The organism is Candidatus Nitrosopumilus sp., from assembly GCF_028278985.1.
GTDB lineage: Archaea > Thermoproteota > Nitrososphaeria > Nitrososphaerales > Nitrosopumilaceae > Nitrosopumilus.
Genome location: NZ_JANQTA010000024.1, coordinates 12,664 through 31,547 on the forward strand (window position 1 = coordinate 12,664; position 18,884 = coordinate 31,547).

Here is an 18,884-nt window from a genome sequence, read left to right on the forward strand (position 1 = left end):
GGTGATGTCTGAAACAATAAATCACTAATCAATTCATAGCAAATAGATCTTGAAATTTTCATGTCCTAAATGTAAATCAAAAATTGAAATCCAAAAAACATTCAATAAAAAAATGCATGTTTCTTGTGGCAAATGTGGTATAGAGGACCTTTTAGAATTTGCAAAAAACCCTGACGAGGTATTTTTAGAATTTTTGGCAAGGTACGATCAAGGATTAGTTCACGAAAAAGGATTAGAAGAAAATCTCAAAGATGAAGGAATTGTCAGGGCAGAAAGTGAAATCAAGAGTTTGATTGGAGAAAAGAATCCAGATAAAATTACTGAAGATATACTATATTCAAAAAAAGATTATATCTCTGAATACAAGGTTTTGAGCAATCCTGAGCCTAAAATGGGCAGTAAGATTGAAGATTTGGGACTAGAAGATGAAATCACAGATCACTTGTCAGATTTAGGAATAAATCAGTTTTACAAATTTCAAGAAGAGTCTATTGCTGAAATTATTTTTGGCGAAAATATCATCATTGAGGCCCCAACTGCATCAGGAAAAACTGAGGCATTTTTAATTCCTGTAATTCAAAAAATAAAAAAAGAGGGAGTCGAAGGAAATGTTTTTGCAATTTTCGTATATCCCACCAAAGCACTTGCACGAGATCAATATCCCAAGATAAAGAATTTTGCAAACAAGATTGGAATCAGAGTGGGAGTTTTTGATGGAGATACAAAACTTGAAGAAAGAAGAGATATTACAGACAATCCTCCACATATTCTCGTAACAAATTTTGATGTTTTACATTATCATATGTGGCATCAGACAAAATTTTCATCAATATTAACATCTACACAGATGTTAGTTGTAGATGAAGCACATGTTTATTCAGGTATTTTTGGAACAAATGTTCATTATATCATTAAACGATTAAAACGAATTTGTACAAAAAATATCCAGTTTGTTGCAGCTTCGGCAACACTTGATGCAGCAAAAGAATTCTGTCAAGAGTTGTTCGGTGAGAAAATGCAATTAATTCATGGTTCAGGAAAAAAAGGTCAAACAGATTTTGTTATGATGTTTCCATCACTGCGAACACAAAGAGCTTTGATGGTAGATTTGACTAAACGATTAACACAAAAAAATCACAAGACAATGGTTTTCAATAATTCTCATCTAAATTCAGAATTGTTAGCAATTCAAGCTAAAAAACAAAAAGTCAACATCAAAGTTCACAGGGCAGGTTTAATGGCAAATTATCGAGCATCAGTTGAAAAACAATTCAAAGAAGACAGTTTAGATGCAATTTCTTGTACACCTACGCTTGAATTAGGCATAGATGTAGGAAATGTTGACGGGGTGATTTCATCTACAATTCCAGTCAATAGACTTACTCAAAGGATAGGTAGGGCTGCAAGAAAAGGGCAAAGAGGATATGCATTTTTGGCATTAGGAAATGATCCAATTTCCCAATACTACAAAAATCATCCTGATGATTATTTTGAAGATATTGAAAAAACATACATCGATCCCAAGAATCCATTTGTTGAAGAATTTCAAGTTCTAGCAATGGCTTGTGATAGACCTATCTCAAAACATGAATTAAAAGAACACCAAGAAATTATTGAGCATCATCTAATTAACGAAAATCTAAAAGAATTCAATAATAGAATAATTCCAAATTTTGACAAAATTAATTCAATGCTAAATGAGTATAGTATTAGGGGTATTGGTAAATCAATTGATATCTTTCTGAATGAGAAAAAAGTTGGAGATAGAATTTTACCAATTGCACTTGAAGAATTGCATAAAGATGCAATCTATTTTTTGGCAGGTGTAAGGTACAGAGTCAAAGAATTAAACTATCCAAAGAAAAATTATGCAAAGCTGGAAAAAATTCCTAGAGATTATCCATACTATACAAAATCACTAACAGAAGAATGGCCTACAATAGAGACTGTCTATGAACAGAGAATTGCAAATGGTATAGAAGTAGCATTTTGCAAATTGCATATTGAGAAAAAAGTTTACGGTTATGTGAACATAGAACTAGGACAAGATATTACTCAAGGAGAAAAGGTAATGCTTGATGAACCATTAGAATATGATTTTGTTACAAAAGGAATTGTCTTTCATGCCCCACGTCCAACAAAGATTATTGAAGAATCTGAAGATGAAGAGTATACTGAAGCTAGTGGATACCATGCAACAGAACATGTTGTAATTGAGGGGAGTAATATGATTACAGGGGGAGTTTCTCAGGATTTGGGAGGTATTTCATTAGGAACTTCAGGCTTGATTTTTGTGTATGATGGTGCCATTGGAGGTAGTGGTGCAAGCAAAGCCCTCTATGACAGATTTGAAAAGGCTCTTGAGAGAAGCATGAATATTGTAAAAGAATGTCCGTGTGAGAGTGAAGCAGGATGTCCAAGATGTACATTCTCATACAGATGTGGTAACAATAACGAGTACTTGCACAAGTATTCTGCATTAGAAATTCTAGATAGAATAAACAATGGTGAGAAAACTAAACTAATTGATCCAACCGAAGGAGACAGACCTTTAGTTTGAAATCAAAATAGGATAAATATGATAAAAATTTAGGTCAAACATGGAAAAAGTTGCGCTAGTAACAGGAAGTTCATCAGGTATTGGATTAGAGACAGCTTTAGCACTAGCTAGAGATGGATATCAAACTTTTGCCAGCATGAGAAATACAGCAAAGTCAGGAGAATTAGAAAATGCTGCAAAAAAAGATAATCTCAAAATTGAAATTATTGAATTAGATGTAGATAAAGAAGAATCAATTGTTTCAGCAATCAAAAAAGTGATTGACTCTAGTGAAAGACTAGATGTGTTAGTAAATAATGCAGGATACGGGCAATTTGGTTGTACTGAAGATGTATCAATCGAAGATTTTAGAAAACAATTTGAAACTAATTTCTTTAGTGTTGTAAGAATCATTCAAGAAGTTGCACCAATTATGAGAAAACAAGGTTCTGGAAATATTGTAAACATTAGTTCAGTTGCAGGAAGAATTGGATTGCCTGGTTCACCAGCTTACATCAGTTCCAAATTTGCATTAGAAGGATTAGTTGAATGTTTACGATATGAATTAGGGCAATTTGGAATTAACACAACTCTCATTGAGCCAGGAGTAATCAAAACAAACTTTTTTGATTCTATGAAAGTTCCAGATTCAAAGACAGACCCAAAATACAAGCAATTAACTGATAATATTTTATCAGGACTCAAAATGATGGTAGAAATGGGAACAGCACCTTCTCAAGTTGCCGATGTTGTAATGAAATCCCTTCATGATGAAGAAATGCTTCCAAGATATGTTGCAGGTACAGATGCTGCAATGTTTTTGGAGGCTAAAAAAATGAAAACAGACATTGAATTTGAGAAATACATGAGCAAAGAGCTATTTTCTCACTAACATCGTACACCTACGTTAACTTGATATACGCATAAAACCGAGTTTTTGTCAAAGTCCACAGTTTTAGAGTGAAAAGAATGACAAAATGGGAAAAATTAGAACATAAAGGAATCCTTTTTCCACCTGATTTTGAATCTCAGGGGATTAAGATAAAGATCAAAGGAGAAAATGTTGATCTTAATCTTGAACAAGAAGAGATGGTGTATCAGTGGGCAAAAAAGAAAGATACACCTTATGCCCAAGACAAAGTTTTCCAGAAAAACTTTACAGTAGATTTTGCAGAAAAATTAGGTTCCAAATTTAAAAAAATCTCATATGAAGATATTGATTTTTCTCAAGCTTACAAACTTGTAGACAAAGAAAAAGATCTCAAAGAGATGATGACCAAAGAAGAAAAAAAAGAACAGGCAAAGAAGAGAAAAGAATTACGTGAAAAACTTAAAGATGAATATGGAATTGCCAAAATGCAATTAAAAAAAGGTGAGAAGTTAGTTGAGGTAGAAGTTGGAAACTATATGGCCGAACCACCAGGAATTTTTATTGGCAGAGGAGAGCATCCACTTAGAGGTAAATGGAAACCCAGAGTTACTAAGGAAGATGTGATTTTAAATCTTGGAAAAGATGCACCAAAACCAAAAGGAAATTGGAAAGAAATTAGACATGATAAGGATTCCATGTGGCTAGCAAGCTGGATGGATTTTCTTACTAAAAAAATGAAATATGTTTGGCTCTCAGATAGTTCTGATCTTAAACAAGGTAGAGATAAGGAAAAATATGAAAAAGCAGTTAAACTTGAAAAAGAAATTGAGAAAATTAAGAAAGCAATAGTTAGAGACATGAAAGATGCAAAGAAGAGTAAAGTTGCTACTGCATGTTATTTAATTTACAGAACTGCAATGAGGGTAGGGGATGAAAAAGATGAAGATGAGGCAGATACGGTGGGTGCAACCACCTTAAGGAAAGAACACATCAAAGTTACAGCTAATACAATTGAGTTTGACTTTTTAGGAAAAGATAGTGTAAGATGGCAAGAAACTATCAAAGTAGAAGGAGATGATAAACAATTTCAAGAAAATCTGAAAAAATTAATTGAAAAGAAAAAACCAAATGAAGACATTTTTGATAAAATCACCTCCAGAGATGTGAACAAGTACTTCTCCGGAATTGTTAAAGGACTCACAGCCAAGGTATTCAGAACGTATTTGGCAACAACCAAGGTCAAAAACTACCTTGTACAACATGATGATATTAAACGGAAGAGTCCAAATGAGAAAATTTATCATGCAAAAATGGCTAATTTAGAGGCTGCAATCATGTGTAATCACAAAAGAACTATTCCAAAAACGTTTGAACAGGCATTACAGAAAAAACGAGACACATTGAAGAAGGTGGAAAAAGACAAGGCTTGGAACAAAACACAAGAAACACTGAAAAAAGTTGAATCATCTGAGCCAAAAACAGAAACTCAAAAGAAAAACAAGACAAAGAGAATCAAGACACTAAACGAGCAAATCAAAAAACAAAAAACCAAACACAAAGAAAGAGTTGAGAAATTACAATTACAAATCGATTTATCAGAAAGAACTAGAGATTACAACCTCGGAACATCCCTGAGAAACTATATCGATCCTAGAGTTTTCAAAGCATGGACTGACGAAGTTGGTGCAGAATGGGAAAAATTGTACACATCTGCATTGCAGAAAAAATTCCTATGGGTTGGAAAAGAAGATCTTAGTTGGAAGAGCATAAAAAATTAAGATGCTCTAAAGGCTTCACTCCAAGATGAGCGCTGACCAGCTTGCCATTCTTTTGAAGAGATAGAGTTTGCTTTTTCAACTTTTTCCATTTCCTCATACATTGGATTGAATGGATGGTATCCCTCACATTCCAAATAGAATTCATCAGTTAAAGCAAATCCTTTGTAAAAGCTTTCATCAGCATCATGTTCTGTTTTGATCATATAATCAACAATCCTACATTTAGAATAATCAAAACCTCGAACTATAGTGTCCTCATAAGACAAAAGAATTTTTACATCAAATAATTCTGCCAGATTAGAAACACCAGTTGATTTTACACCAATTTCTCTAGTATGATCTGCTGCATCATACAATAATGGAGTTCCTCCTAATACCTTTACTAATTGAATCGTCGGATTAGCACGAGCAGCTAGATTTCCTTGATAGAATTCTGTAAATGAAATTTCTTCAATACCACTTTCAAAATCAAAAATTGAAGAAACTGTAGGACCATGACCCATATTGTATGTAATAGGAGCAGGTTCAAAGAATTTTGATTGAGTTGAAGTTTCATCATGTGTAGGAATTTCCGGTTTTAAGCCAGAGCAATCAACGTCAAGGATTTCAGCAGTAGCAAAACCTCGTTTTCCAGTATAACCTTCTTCAACATCCCTTAAGGTAACAATATCATATCCAGATACAATGCAATCATGGAAATCCATTCCTCTCAATAGTTCTTGAGAATTTACAAAATCTACATTTACATTAAAATCTTCATTAAAACTTCCTGGAAGACCTGAGACTTTACTTGATGTATTAATTGCATCATCAATTAAGGCATGTGGTAATACAGCAGTAATAATTTGAAAGCCTGCACTTCCATCACTTGTTTCATCATATCCATCAGTCAAAGTGAAAATTACAGATTCAATTTTTTCTGTACCTGAATCAAATTCAAATGTAAGAAAAGTTCGAACATCTTCAGCTAGAGCAAACGGAAGAGAACCAGAATCAACAAAAGTTTTTTCACGAGTATAAGTTTTAGGTTTGTCAGTATCAATATGAACTCCACCACATTGAAAATCAATTCTATCCACTACAGCAAATCCAGTATTTGAGGCCATGTAGGATTCGTAATCATCAGATAAGGTAGTTATTCCATAATCAATGATTTCACAGTGTCTATATTGCAAAGTTTTCAAAATAACATCATTTTGCTTTACATTAACAGTTGCATCAAAGAAACGATAATCATATTCAAAACTACTACCGGCAGTTAATCTAGATAACCTATGCACAAACGATTCATCTAATGCTTTATGCAATAATGGGGTTTTTCCAACTACTCCTTCTACCTGAAATGTAGTTCCAACATTTTCTACAATATCAGAAGTTGTTGAAAAGACTGGAAATTCTACAGTTTCAGTTCCATCTCGAAATTCAAATGTTATTTCAGAATGAATTCCAGCAACAAAATCGTATTCTTGAGCAAAGACATTAGGAGGATTCATGGAAATCGTAAAAACAAATAATGCCAGAACCGAAAACATAATCAAATTTTGAAGAGTCATCATACATGTCCTACTATTCAAGAATAGAGATAAGATGTGAGTATGCTTTGCCACTCAGTGCATGAATAATAACTTGATCGCATTTTTGTATGGTAGAATCATTTAATTTCCCATTTTTTGGGCATAATATTGTGCCGGGGTAGCTCAGCCTGGTTAGAGTGCCAGTTCACTTGGTAATCTCTAAAGGTTCTCCAACTAAGGCAATACTCATAATCTGGAGGTCGCGAGTTCGAAACTCGCCCCCGGCATTACAGATTTTTTCAAAAATTAATCATACTTTGCAATAAGCTCTTCTAGCTTTTTTATGCTAACTGGTTTGCTCTCCAAGAGCAAGAGTCCATTATTTTTTGCATGTTCAATTTCTTTGTCATCATTCACATATGCTGAAATAAGAATAACTTTAGCCGAATTATCAAGTTCACGAATTTTGTAAAATGCCTGTATTCCATCCATATTTGGCATTTTTACATCCATGAAGACTAGACAAGGTTGTACAGATTTGTAAGTATCAATTGCTTCCAAACCATCATTTGCAATATGAGTAGCGTATCCCTTAGATTTCAAGAGATATTCTGTAGATTCTAAAAGATCTTTATCATCATCAACTAACAAAATTGATTTTTGTTCCATATATTCATATCATATGAAATAAATACAATATTTATTGTTTTATGGGAAATTTCAAAATAAACTTTACAGGTTCTCCAATTGCGGTAATTGTTCCACCGTGCAATTCCATCAAATGTTTACAACTAGCTAATCCAAGACCAGTTCCTTTAAATTTTGTTGTATACAAAGGTTCAAAGATTCTCGATAAAATTTCTTTAGGAATTGGAGGACCATTATTTGAGATTTCAATTATTATATCGTATTCAGATTTTTTTGAAGTAAGAATTATTGTACCTGAAGAATCATCAAATGCTTGAATTGAATTAAGAAGTATGTTTGTAATCATTGAACGAAATTTTTCCATATCACATAAAAGTGAACCATCAGAAATTTTATTACTAATTGTAATTTTTTCTGGAACTTGTAAATCCTCAATTATAGAATCGATAGTATTTTTCAATTTAATTGGTGTAATTTCAAGTGGAGATACACGTAAAAAATTTAACACGCTATTTACTTGATGATCAATTCTCTCAATAGCATTATTTGCTCTAGTCATTGACTCTTTTGCTGGTCCTTCTAGCTTGACTTCTGAATCAATGATATCCAAAGTATTTTGAATGATAGATAGAGGGTTTCGAATATCATGTGCTAGATTCCCAGATAATTCACCTATGGCAGAAAATCGTTCTTTTTTTAATTTTTCTTCATTTCGAACAATTTGTTTTTCTAGTTCAAGATTTTCTAAAAGAGATTTTTCCATATCGTCAAATGATTTTGAGAGATGTGTGATTTCATCGTAACCTTGAATTTTCTCATCCGTCTCAATTGTAGATTGACCTGATGCAATCAATTTAGAGCGTTTTTCTAATTTTTGGATAGGATTAGACAAAGTTCTAGAGAGTAGGAATCCAATAATTATTGAAAAAACCACAATTATAGGGACTATAATGAACCCCACAGTCCTACTAAACTCAATATTTTCTAAAACAGCTAATACAGCAAGATCAATGTCATCAGTAGAGGCCGATAATGTGTCAAAATAATTCACACCTCTTAATTCAATATAATCTTGTAATGCTCCTTGAAAGATTGCCTTATTCTCTCTATAAGAATTACTTTCTAAAAGATCAATTGCCATATCAGAATTTCCTTCATCAACTAACCTAATTGATTCATACTCTATAGAAATCAGTTTTTCATTTGCAGTGTTAACATTTTGAAAAATTTTTACAATGTCTTCATTTCCATTTTCTATTGCATGATTGATTTTTTCATCTAAAAGAGGCTCAAATGAAAAATATCTATCCTTCCAAAAAGAATCCTGAGTAAATGCATAATTTCTAGCTGATTGAGTTAGAACTTCATCATAGTATCGAATTAATTGTGCATCACTGTCTAATTCTGTAGAAAGTGAAATTGCTTCAATGTTTTTTGGAATTTCTCTAGTAGATTCTTCAATGATGGTCAACTCAAACAATCCTAAAAGCCCTAAAAGGCCGGGAATTAGTGAAATTCCTACAAAGCAAATTACCAGAACATATTGAAACTTCATAAGATCATATAATCTGAATAAAACTAGTATAAAATATTGAAATTACTTTTTAGTAAAAATTTCAATAAATTAGCAATTTTTTAGAAAATTTTAGGTAATGTTTTAGATTGGAATTTCAATTGTTTGATGAATTAATTTGAGAACACTTTCTAATTGTTTTAAAGAACAAGGTTTCTCAATAACATCTATAATATCAAAACGATCTGTTTTTTGTTTGATAGATGAATTATAATTTCCAGTTAACAAAACAACTTTAGCTGTTAAATTAATTGCTTGTATAGCCTTTAGTGTAAAAATCCCATCATATTTTGGCATTGAAATATCAAGCAAAACAAGATCAGGTTCAAAGTCTTCATAAATTGAAACTGCTTCTAAACCATTTCTAGCAGTTTTGACCTCAAATCCACGATAATTGAGGAATTCAGAAATGCCTTCAAGCAAATCTGCGTCGTCATCAACAACTAATACCGAGCCATACACGATCTATAAAGTATGAGACTCATAATTAATATCACTGTGTGTTATTTTCATAACATACATCAATCATACAATATTAGTGGTTTTTAGGAAGGATTATGGTAAAAATTGTGGGAGGAGATGTAACAGATATGGTTCCTCCATGAGATTCAATAATGGATTTTACACTAACTAGACCAAGACCAGTTCCTTGTTGTTTGGTTGTAAATAATGGCTCAAATATCTTAGGTAAAACATCTTCTGGAATTCCAGGTCCTGAATCTTCAATTTCTAAAACAATTTTTTTATTGTTTTCAATCAGACTAACTGCAATCAATCCTTTACCTTGAATTGCTTGAACAGAATTGTAAATCAAATTATTTAATGCAACAATTAGTTGACCACGGTCACAGGAAATTGAAGCATCTTTTTTTGGTAAAACTAGAGAAATGTCTTCTGGGAGTCTTAGAGAATCCTTAACATCCTTTAGGATATTTGAAATAGATTCTTTTTGGAAATTCATTGGGGACTCACGTACAAATCCTAAAACCTCATCAATTTGATGAACTATTCTATCAATTGCACGATCAATTTTTTCAAATTGTCTTTCTTTTGTCGCATCAGCCCCATACAGCATCTTTAGATTTTCTAAAGTTATTCTGATTATAGATAGTGGGTTGCGTAAATCATGTGCTAATCGTGCAGAAAGTTCACCAATTGCAATTAATTTTGAATCTTTTTGTTCAGCCTCTTTAATTTTAAATCGTTCAAAAAAGAAAATTACAAAACCTGTTGCTGCTGTTAGAGATAATATTAGTAAAAATGTAGATAATTTTTGTTGTTCAATAATTTCAGTAGTATGAAGATAGACCGAATCCAATGGGGTTGACTGAATAACATAAAATTGAGGTTCATTTTCTAAAATTACTGCTCCTCCTGCAGAAACCAAATTAATAGAATCTAGTTGATGTAGCCTAGAAAAATCATCGGATATTAGAGAACTAAACGAATTTTTATTTTCCAAAGGATGCATAGAATCTACCTCTTCAACACTTTTTGATACAAGTTCAAGATTTGGATGTACAATGAATTTTTTGTCATTACCTACAATAGACAAGTATTTGGAATTTGGATCTTCAATATTGCCATACTGACTAAAGAAATCAAAAGTCTTAAACGAAATTCCCATCATTCCTTTAAAATTTCCATTTTGATCGAGAATTGGATATGCAAAGATGAACAAGTGATCATCATTTATTCCTGTAAATCCACTAGTGTAAAATGGTCTCAATGTGGATTTTGTAGTGGAAAAGTAGTCACGAAATGACAGATCAGTAGTTCCATCACTCAGAGAGGTTCCGTCAGTACTAGAAACAACTCTAAGTAGTCCAGAATCATCTAGAATAAAGATCCAATTTACAGTGGTACGTTCGTTAAGATGTTCATAGAGATTTTGTTGATTTTCAAGAACAGATGCACTTTCTAAATCAAGCCCAACATAGGAGTTTACTGTAGATGCAACACTATCAGAAATTAATTGGAAATCAGAAGAAACATGAGAAGAAATTCGTTTAACAGAGTCTTGCTGGTAAGTTAATTCATTTTCAAGTAATGATTTGTTGATTTGTTCTTCTGTTTGAGATTGAATGAAACTCATTGCAGAAAACAAAACTCCTATCAAAATCCCTGTAACAATAATTATGGAGACGGTTCTTTTGTTTAATAGAAAAGAATTTGCCAACATTAAGGTAAGAAGTTATGAGTATTTAAAAAAACCCAAAGTCATGGGCTCAGAATTTTGAAAGACAGATCATGAAAAATCTACAATTTTACTAGTTAGATTTGGAACGGTTCTTTCAACTGTAAGTGGTGTGCCTGATGATAGAATGATTTCAGTATTAATTGAATCAGATGACGATGGTCTTTCAGAATCCTTGAAAACAATTACCATGAATGCATGTTCTCCAGAATCAATTAGAAAATTGTTGTTTCTATTAATTGTAAAAAACAAAAATGATTGTGTATCTTCAGCTGCAGCAGTTTGATTAATAGGGTTACTAGATAAAATTCCATCAGCAACAGCTTGTTGTAATGCATCTTCTAAATTTGAAAATGTTCCTTGTGTAATGTAATGAGTGTAGATATCTTCATATTCTATATTTTGATCAAAATATTTAACAGCAGCATTATTTGTGTCAAGATTAATTGGTTCTCCTCCTGCCATCCCAAGTTTTAATGGAATTGCAGTGACATTCAATTTATTTTCAGAAACTGAAGAAACTCCAATTATTGCTCCTGATACTGCAAGACTACTTCTTGACTCAATGACACCTGCAGTGATAAAGCTCTTTGTCTTTTGAACAGTAGAAAAACCTGAATTAAATACAACAAATAGTAGTGCAGCAGCTACAATAACGGTTGCAATCATAATTATAGCAGTTTCAATTCCAATAACCCCCCTATGCGAGGATTTTTTGATTAAATTCACACATAACCGTGTAATCATAATAGAGTATATCGAAATGTACGTTTGCTTTGAACAAATCAAGAATTAATTTTTAAAATAAACGAGCTTGAATCTAATAATTTCAAATAATTTAAAGAAATGTGCTTCGAATTCTTTCAATAATGTTCATTGCAGTTTTAACTGGTTCTGCAATTGGATTTGGTGCTAGTCTAAGCACTACTCCAGAATTCAATCTAATTGGGGCAAGTGACAACAATGTTGTTCCAGCTGCTAGGGCAAACTTAACTGAAATTATCTGGAATGAAGAAATTTCCATCACAGGAGAAATAGAGATGGATGAAATTGTGTTTACTGTAGGTAATGAAGATACTGTTGATTCACATGCGTTTCAAGTATGTGCAGTAATTGAAGGGCCTGTAGCAATTTTTAGTCCTTCAGAAGGTTCTCCACCAGCATGCACAACTACTTCAAGTATTAGTCCATCAGGAGAAGCAACAGGACAAATTATCGCTTTTGTTAATCCAGTCAGAGTATCATCAATTGTAGATTTTAGTTTCTCAGTTGAAGAAATTTCTTAATTTCTAAGGTAAAGTAATTGTGAATGTTGTAGGATTATTTTTGACTGATATAGTGCCCTTGTGCATCTCTAGAATTTGTTTACATGAAGCTAGACCCAAACCAGTACCTGTAGATTTAGTTGTAAACATAGGCTCAAAAATCTTTTCAAGATTTTCTTCAGGAATTCCGGGTCCAGAGTCTTTGATTTCAATTTTAACTCCTTCTCCAACTTTTTCCAAGGAAATTGTAATTTCTCCACTACTACCCATTGCTTGAACTCCATTTTGAACAATGTTTGTAATAATTCCTCTAATTTTGATTACATCACATTCTGTTTTGCAAGGTGTAGGTTCAAAGTTTATTGTCACTTCAGGAGGACATCTAACCTCATCAATGGATTTTTGAACAACTTGACTGAGATCACATGAAGAAATATCGATGCTAGGTTTTTTAATGAAACCCAGAATATCATTTATTTGATTTGTGATATGCGATATAGCATCTTCCATTCTAGTAAGAGAATTACTTAAAATTTGATCCTCATTTTTTTCTTGTTTTAAACGCATTAAATCAATTTGAGATTGTAACACAGTCAAAGGATTTCTAATATCATGTGCCATTTTTGAAGACATTTCACCAATCATTTCTAATTTGTTACTTTCAAAGGTTTGAATTTCAGAGCTTAATGCTTTATCTAATTGTTTTTGAGTTTGATTCAACAATGTTCTAGATTTTTTTAATGATTCAGATTTTGATTTAATATTTTGTTTTAATTTTGTATGAGAACGTTTTTCATATTCAATTTGATTTTCAATATGTTTGAGTTGTTCATCAGATTCTTTAGGATCAGTAAACTTTTGGAGACTATCAGGTAATTCTTTAGAAAGAAGGTCAGATGTATCTTTGACTTGTTGAGCTTCTTCTTCACTAAGTGGTTCATAGACCATTTGATTTTGTTCAGGTTTAGCTTTTTTGAAAAAAACTGTTCTTTCAGAGGCATTCATTGGATCGGCATCATCACTTGAATTTGTCCTATGCATAAAACGACGCATATGATGTTTGTATGAAAATATGATATCAACCCATGTTTGTATGCAGAAAACAAACACAAAATTAGAAAAAATAGAAAGTTAACACAAAATCCCTTGCCTAGCATTACAGGTATGCTCGAAAACCAAACTATACGAGGGCCAAATAACAAAGCGGATCTATAGTCAACTTTCAAAATAACTATGTCAAAATGATATTAGTCGAATAGCTTGTTTTGTTTAAACGAACTACCAGTATTATCTCATATTTTCTTAGAATATTCATGAAAATTCTACAAAATACCATAATCATGCCTTCAGATGAGCTAAAAATCATAAACAATGCAGCTTGTCGCTACTGTGGAAAAGAGCAACCAGCATGTAATTGGGCATGTGTAAATTGTGGAGTAAGATTTGTGCAATGATCAGAATCAAAAGTAAACGTTGTGAAGATTGTTTAAGAATGAGATGTGAAGATGGTTGTGAATGTGATTGTCATTCATAAAACAGAATAAGATTTTGTTATCTTCCAATTAGCATCATTTAATTCAAAATTATTTTGGCATTGATTACAGCTAAAAATCAAATTAGGTTCAGAAAATGAAGAGTTACATTCCAAACAAACAAAATTTTTCAAAATTCTATAATCCACTCCTAATGCATTAATTGGTTTCTTACATGATGGACAAATATCAGAAACATAAGTATCATGAGAAGAGATATTTCCACAATCATAATGTTCAACTAGAGATTTTTTTTGAAATTTTGACTTGTGACAAATCACACAAACATGTTTGGAATTGAGGTTTGTACTAGAACATTTTGTACAACTAGGTAATGTAACATCATTATTTTCAACAATGAAATTCTTATTTTTTAATTCTTCAATTATTTGATGTGTTTCTTCATCAATATCGATCCCACAACTTTTGATATCCTCAAATGTAATATTGGATTTTTTTGTTAGTAGATCTTCTAGTTTTAAATCAACAAGAGGTTCAACATCTGTGTATGACTCATCAGATTCGATATTATGCATTAATTGATTTATGTCATTTTGGGAAATAGGAGTCTTCAAACTGCGATAAATTCCATCAGATATCATTTTGATTATTTTATCATCATGAGACTCATAACGACTAAACAAGATAATCTTTGTTTCCAGATAGATTTGATGGATGATTTTCACAATAGATAAAATATCAGTTTCAGGAAGAAAATCTAAGAATACAATAGGAGTTTTCCCAGCCTTGATTAGTTCTTCAAATTGATACAATCCAGATGCTGCAGTATGAGAAAGATGAATTTTTTTAAAACCCATTTTGTTTAGGAGGCTATTAATTCTTAGAGAAGACGGCTCACTATCTTCGATAATTAGGATATCCCTATCATTAAACGAATTTCTACTAATGACACTGTATTTTGTGAATTCTGAACTTTTCATGGCTGTAAATTAGAATTATTTTGAGAAAAAAATCAATTATCACTTTAGTTGTCTAAAATGAACAATCCTATGATGGGTTTTAGAAAAATGTGCAAAATGAACAAGCTAGATTTGATATGTTTTTTTGCAAAAAAATCACCATGGTAATGACAGTACTAATTGCCAATAAAATTAAAGATTCTAAATCTGATTTAGAATATTCTGAAATGTCAAAAGTAAGTGTTGCAAATTAAAGCAACACAAAAATTTCTTTTCTACATAAAATCTTCAAATTTCATTTGTATCAGATAATGTTTGATGGACATAGCTCGTTTAATTTGAAAAGCTATATCATAATAATCAGATTTGATTGAAAAGACATAATGAGTAATTTACCAATATTTGCAATAATCGGAGTTGCAGTCTTAGTATCTGCAACAGTGGGATTCGGAGCAACCCTTTCCACAACTCCAGAATTTAACAGAATTGGTGGAAGTGACAACAATGTTGTAAATGCAGCAAGAGGAAATGTTACAGCACTCGTCTGGACAGAAGAAGTTGCAACAGATGGTGTCATTGAAACAGATGAAATTACATTTACCGTTGGAAATGAAGATACAAGTGCTGCCCATGCATTCCAGGTATGCGCAGTAATTGAAGGTCCTGCTTCAACATATACACCAGCAGTAGGAAATCCTCCTGAATGTGTAACTACAGGAAGCATTGCAGCATGGGGAGAATCAACAGGACAACAAATCGGATTTGCTACTGCAGTTGATGTAAATGATATTGTAGACATCAGTTTCACAATTGAAGAAGTAAGTTGAGTGATTAATTCACTTCTTAATTTTTTAGTGAGAGTGAAAAAATGAATCAAAAGAAAACAAAACTTCTTCTAGTAATATTTTTGATTCCTATCTTAGTTTACTTTTGGCCAGTCCAAATGTATGGAGATACAGGGTATATTATGCTATTAGGAAATAGTATGTATCCAACAATTGAAAGTGGAACTTTTGTAATTACAAAACCAGAACAAAATTACCTCCTAGGAGACGTAATTGCGTTTGTAAATGAAGATAATCTTAACGTAGTTCACAGAATTGTAGAGATTACTGAAGAAGGGTACATTACAAAAGGAGACAATAATCGTAAAAACGATCCAGTTGTGGTTACAACTGAGAATGTAATTGGACGAACAATTTTCATTATTCCATATATGGGATTTACATCACTATTTCTTCAGACACCCATTGGAATGTCAATATTTGTAATTTGGGCACTTGTAATGTTTTCAAAACGTAAGCCTGAAAAAAATAAAGTCAAAGTAAAGGAAAGTTTTCTGATTTTCAAATTAGCATTTGTATCAATTATCTCAAATTATGTATTGACTCAAAGTGCATTAGCGATAAATCATAATGCATCAAAAATTATGACCATACCTTTTGAAGGGTATTTTGATCCTTCAATTGCCAATACATTATCATTTGTTTTGTATACAATTGGAATATTTTTGTTGTATTTTCTAATGAAGGGAATAAAACTAAAAAAGAAAAGTGATGAAAAGCCAATGAAGTTAATTTTTACATTGGGAGCAATTATGATTTTTGCAATAAATCTTATTGGAACAATAAACATTATTCCATTTTTCATGAATTTAATTAATGAGCAATCTGAAATAATTCCGATATTTTAGAGGATAGAAAGTTACCAATTTGGAAGACTAAAAGAAACAGAAATTCCATCCCTGATAATACGTATTATCTCTAAATCATCATGTAAGATGAATTTTGAGAAATTTGTAGCAATTACAGGAATAATCTCTATTGCAATTCTAGCAACATCTACGGTTGCATTAGCAGATGAATCAATATTTCTGCAATCTATTGCATTATCAGAAATTGAAGGTGAAATTCCAATTTCTCCATTAGGAACAATTCAAGAAATTTCGTGGCTAAAAAAGGTCTCAAATGAAGGAATTATTGAAATCAGTGGAATCAATTATTCAGTAAATAATAATGATTCAGAACCACATGCATACGAAGTTTGTTTTTTGATTGAAGGTCCAAATAATGTGTTTATGCCGAATGTAAATGAAGATCCTGTTTGCCAAAAAACTAGTGACATTAATGGAAACAGCATTATGGAAAATCTAGTTTTAGATTTTCCAAGAGGAATCAAAGTAAGTGAATTAAAAGATATTTCATTTACAATTGAAGAAATAGATTAATGTATTAGGTAATTTCTTGAATTGAGATATTAGAATAATCTACTGAAGATGAACTTAATGGATTTGAAAAATTGATTGTAACAGAGTCAGTACTTCCAGAAGAAATTGTTGAGGTATTTGAGCAATCAGAACTTGAACCAGGAGTGTCACTGATTAAAACTCCAGCTTTGGTGATAATACAGACGGTATAGGAATGTGAATCAGAATCTGTATTTTTAATACTAATAGTTGAAGAAACAATATCATTAGAAGATTCAGTTAGCAAAACATTTGTTATATACGCAGTAGGTGCAGAGACAGAATTGTTATCATCACTTCCAATAGAATGTAAGGTAGGAGAAGTTCCCAAATTTGATGCATACCCAACTGTAGATAAAACAAAAACTAGAATACCAATAAAGAAAAATATTTTCAAACTCATAAAACCACTTACGAAATAGATACAATAATAGATTCTAGTGACTCTCGTTCTACTGCGGTTACAGTATCTGAAAGATTTATGGTAGCACTGCTTGATGCCGGACTAACTAAAACGGAACCTACTCCTATCTCAGTGCCAACAGAATTTCTTAGAGATATATTCAAATTAGTTGAATCAGGAATTTGATCAATAAATGATAAAGTTACTGAAGAAATTTCATCAGATACACCAAGGTTAACCCCAGACAACGTTCTAGAAGTAGAATCAGAGATATCTAATGTTCCAATTTTGTTAATTTGCGAAGTGGTACTAAGTGAATTTCCAAAACTCTGAGTACTGACCATAATCATGCCTAAAAGCAGAGTAAAAAACACGCCTAGAATCATACTTTTCATGACTTTTCCTCATAGATTACAGAACTTCTCTCATTTTCTCCCAAATTTTCACTTTTTGTGTTTGAATTCGAAGGGCCAAGCCAATCAGAAAATTGTTTAAATTCCGAATTTGAAAGGTGGGATTTTGAACTGTATTCGAGGTTTTTCTTCTCAATTTCAATTTCAGAATTTAATCGTTCAATTTGGGTAGAAGAAATTTTCTTTTCTATCTCTAATTCAGAAAGTTTTGTATGTAACAATCGAGTTTTTTCTTCTATTTCTTGTTGTTCTAGTTGAATCGCAGACTCCTTTCTATCTAATTCTACATCAAACATTTTTTGTGAAAGCTCAATTTCAACAAAAATATTTTTCAATTTATTTGGAATAATCTTTTTATTTCTTGAATAATCAAGGTTGATTTTTTTAGGATGCATTTCTTTTTCAATTTCAAGAGCTGCAATATTTTTATCAAAAGTATCTTTTCTTTGTGAGAGTAATTCTTTTTCTAAATTAAGCTGATATTGTTTATGTTCTAGAGCAGATTGAATCTTTGATTTTTCTGATTCAATTTGATTGATCTTCTTTTCTAACAAAAATTCTTTCATACGTTTTTCAAGATCAGATGATTTTTGATTTAATTTTTGCTCTTCAGATTCTATGATGGATTCTTTTCTTTCTAATTCTGATGAAAGTTTTCTCTTTTCATATTCAATTTTAGATAATTTAGTTTGATATTCAGATATTTGTTGTTCAAAATATTGTTTCTTGGATTCAAGATCATTTTGATCCCTTTCTAGTTGTTCTGATTTTTTAGAAACAAATTTTTTCTCTAATTCCAATTCATCTTTTTTTCTTTCTATTGACAAAAGTTCATTTTGTTTTAATAGTTCTAAATCATCTTTTTCTTTATTACTTCTATCATAAAGAGACTTCTTTTCTAATTCCAATTCATTGAGGCTTTTTTCTAGTTGTTCAGACTTTGTGGCTAGGGATTGTTTTTCTTGCTCAATTTGAGCCAGAGTTGT

General features: G+C 31.7%; 19 protein-coding genes and 1 tRNA gene. 9 read left to right on the forward strand and 11 right to left on the reverse strand.

All coding sequences use genetic code 11. The features are described from left to right. Positions 1 to 49 precede the first annotated feature (49 nt). From Q0941_RS08555 to Q0941_RS08565, 3 genes are all read left to right on the forward strand, one after another. Positions 50 to 2,560 carry a DEAD/DEAH box helicase gene (locus tag Q0941_RS08555; RefSeq protein ID WP_367277487.1) on the forward strand — a complete coding sequence of 837 codons (2,511 nt, stop codon included), beginning with the start codon at positions 50 to 52 and terminating at the stop codon, positions 2,558 to 2,560. Positions 2,561 to 2,600: 40 nt separating this feature from the next. Continuing rightward, positions 2,601 to 3,431, forward strand: a complete 831-nt coding sequence (locus Q0941_RS08560) for an SDR family oxidoreductase (protein WP_299293019.1) — start codon at positions 2,601 to 2,603, stop codon at positions 3,429 to 3,431. A 77-nt stretch (positions 3,432 to 3,508) separates the two neighbouring features. Continuing rightward, positions 3,509 to 5,188, forward strand: coding sequence for a DNA topoisomerase I (locus tag Q0941_RS08565; RefSeq protein WP_299293021.1), 1,680 nt, complete (start codon positions 3,509 to 3,511; stop codon positions 5,186 to 5,188). Here the strand turns inward: Q0941_RS08565 and Q0941_RS08570 are convergent. After that, on the reverse strand, positions 5,185 to 6,744 hold the full coding sequence (locus Q0941_RS08570) for a hypothetical protein (protein WP_299293023.1): 1,560 nt from the start codon (positions 6,742 to 6,744) through the stop codon (positions 5,185 to 5,187). The two genes, Q0941_RS08565 and Q0941_RS08570, sit on opposite strands and share 4 nt — an antisense overlap. 130 nt (positions 6,745 to 6,874) lie before the next feature. Here Q0941_RS08570 and Q0941_RS08575 point away from each other — a divergent pair. Further along, positions 6,875 to 6,989 (forward strand) — tRNA-Met (locus Q0941_RS08575). A gap of 19 nt (positions 6,990 to 7,008) precedes the next feature. On the opposite strand, the gene Q0941_RS08580 is transcribed toward Q0941_RS08575, so the two are convergent. From Q0941_RS08580 to Q0941_RS08600, 5 genes are all read right to left on the reverse strand, one after another. Next, complete coding sequence (locus Q0941_RS08580; protein WP_299293025.1) at positions 7,009 to 7,371, reverse strand: response regulator; 363 nt, start codon at positions 7,369 to 7,371, stop codon at positions 7,009 to 7,011. A gap of 31 nt (positions 7,372 to 7,402) precedes the next feature. Then, positions 7,403 to 8,905 carry a HAMP domain-containing sensor histidine kinase gene (locus tag Q0941_RS08585; protein WP_299293027.1) on the reverse strand — a complete coding sequence of 501 codons (1,503 nt, stop codon included), beginning with the start codon at positions 8,903 to 8,905 and terminating at the stop codon, positions 7,403 to 7,405. Between the two features lie 102 nt (positions 8,906 to 9,007). After that, complete coding sequence (locus tag Q0941_RS08590; protein WP_299293029.1) at positions 9,008 to 9,385, reverse strand: response regulator; 378 nt, start codon at positions 9,383 to 9,385, stop codon at positions 9,008 to 9,010. 73 nt (positions 9,386 to 9,458) lie between these two features. Next, positions 9,459 to 11,105: a PAS domain-containing sensor histidine kinase gene (locus Q0941_RS08595; protein ID WP_299293031.1), complete on the reverse strand. Its 1,647-nt coding sequence runs from the start codon at positions 11,103 to 11,105 to the stop codon at positions 9,459 to 9,461. A 66-nt stretch (positions 11,106 to 11,171) separates the two neighbouring features. Further along, positions 11,172 to 11,849 (reverse strand): archaellin/type IV pilin N-terminal domain-containing protein, encoded by a 678-nt coding sequence (locus tag Q0941_RS08600; RefSeq protein ID WP_299293033.1) that lies wholly within the window; start codon positions 11,847 to 11,849, stop codon positions 11,172 to 11,174. Between the two features lie 119 nt (positions 11,850 to 11,968). On the opposite strand from Q0941_RS08600, the gene Q0941_RS08605 reads away from it, so the two are divergent. Then, the gene (locus Q0941_RS08605; protein ID WP_299293035.1) at positions 11,969 to 12,406 is read left to right on the forward strand and encodes a hypothetical protein; all 438 of its coding nucleotides are present in this window, start codon (positions 11,969 to 11,971) and stop codon (positions 12,404 to 12,406) included. Positions 12,407 to 12,409: 3 nt separating this feature from the next. Here the strand turns inward: Q0941_RS08605 and Q0941_RS08610 are convergent, their stop codons facing one another. Next, on the reverse strand, positions 12,410 to 13,426 hold the full coding sequence (locus Q0941_RS08610) for a sensor histidine kinase (RefSeq protein WP_299293037.1): 1,017 nt from the start codon (positions 13,424 to 13,426) through the stop codon (positions 12,410 to 12,412). 272 nt (positions 13,427 to 13,698) lie between these two features. Here Q0941_RS08610 and Q0941_RS08615 point away from each other — a divergent pair, with 272 nt between their 5' ends. Next, positions 13,699 to 13,839 (forward strand): hypothetical protein, encoded by a 141-nt coding sequence (locus Q0941_RS08615; RefSeq protein WP_299293039.1) that lies wholly within the window; start codon positions 13,699 to 13,701, stop codon positions 13,837 to 13,839. Positions 13,840 to 13,913: 74 nt separating this feature from the next. On the opposite strand, the gene Q0941_RS08620 is transcribed toward Q0941_RS08615, so the two are convergent. Then, positions 13,914 to 14,858, reverse strand: coding sequence for a hypothetical protein (locus Q0941_RS08620; RefSeq protein WP_299293041.1), 945 nt, complete (start codon positions 14,856 to 14,858; stop codon positions 13,914 to 13,916). Between the two features lie 362 nt (positions 14,859 to 15,220). Between Q0941_RS08620 and Q0941_RS08625 the strand changes: the two genes are divergently transcribed. The 3 genes from Q0941_RS08625 to Q0941_RS08635 all read left to right on the forward strand — a co-directional run bounded on the left by Q0941_RS08625 (position 15,221) and on the right by Q0941_RS08635 (position 17,064). Next, positions 15,221 to 15,664: a hypothetical protein gene (locus tag Q0941_RS08625; protein WP_299293043.1), complete on the forward strand. Its 444-nt coding sequence runs from the start codon at positions 15,221 to 15,223 to the stop codon at positions 15,662 to 15,664. A gap of 41 nt (positions 15,665 to 15,705) precedes the next feature. After that, positions 15,706 to 16,530: a signal peptidase I gene (locus tag Q0941_RS08630; protein ID WP_299293045.1), complete on the forward strand. Its 825-nt coding sequence runs from the start codon at positions 15,706 to 15,708 to the stop codon at positions 16,528 to 16,530. 87 nt (positions 16,531 to 16,617) lie between these two features. Beyond that, positions 16,618 to 17,064 (forward strand): hypothetical protein, encoded by a 447-nt coding sequence (locus tag Q0941_RS08635; RefSeq protein WP_299293047.1) that lies wholly within the window; start codon positions 16,618 to 16,620, stop codon positions 17,062 to 17,064. Positions 17,065 to 17,068: 4 nt separating this feature from the next. Here the strand turns inward: Q0941_RS08635 and Q0941_RS08640 are convergent, their stop codons facing one another. The 3 genes from Q0941_RS08640 to Q0941_RS08650 form a co-directional block, all read right to left on the reverse strand. Further along, positions 17,069 to 17,485, reverse strand: coding sequence for a hypothetical protein (locus Q0941_RS08640; RefSeq protein ID WP_299293049.1), 417 nt, complete (start codon positions 17,483 to 17,485; stop codon positions 17,069 to 17,071). 8 nt (positions 17,486 to 17,493) lie between these two features. After that, positions 17,494 to 17,880 (reverse strand): hypothetical protein, encoded by a 387-nt coding sequence (locus Q0941_RS08645; RefSeq protein ID WP_299293051.1) that lies wholly within the window; start codon positions 17,878 to 17,880, stop codon positions 17,494 to 17,496. After that, positions 17,877 to 18,884, reverse strand: a 1,008-nt coding sequence (locus Q0941_RS08650) for a hypothetical protein (protein ID WP_299293053.1), incomplete at its 5' end; no start/stop codon positions are given. The genes Q0941_RS08650 and Q0941_RS08645, both read right to left, overlap by 4 nt.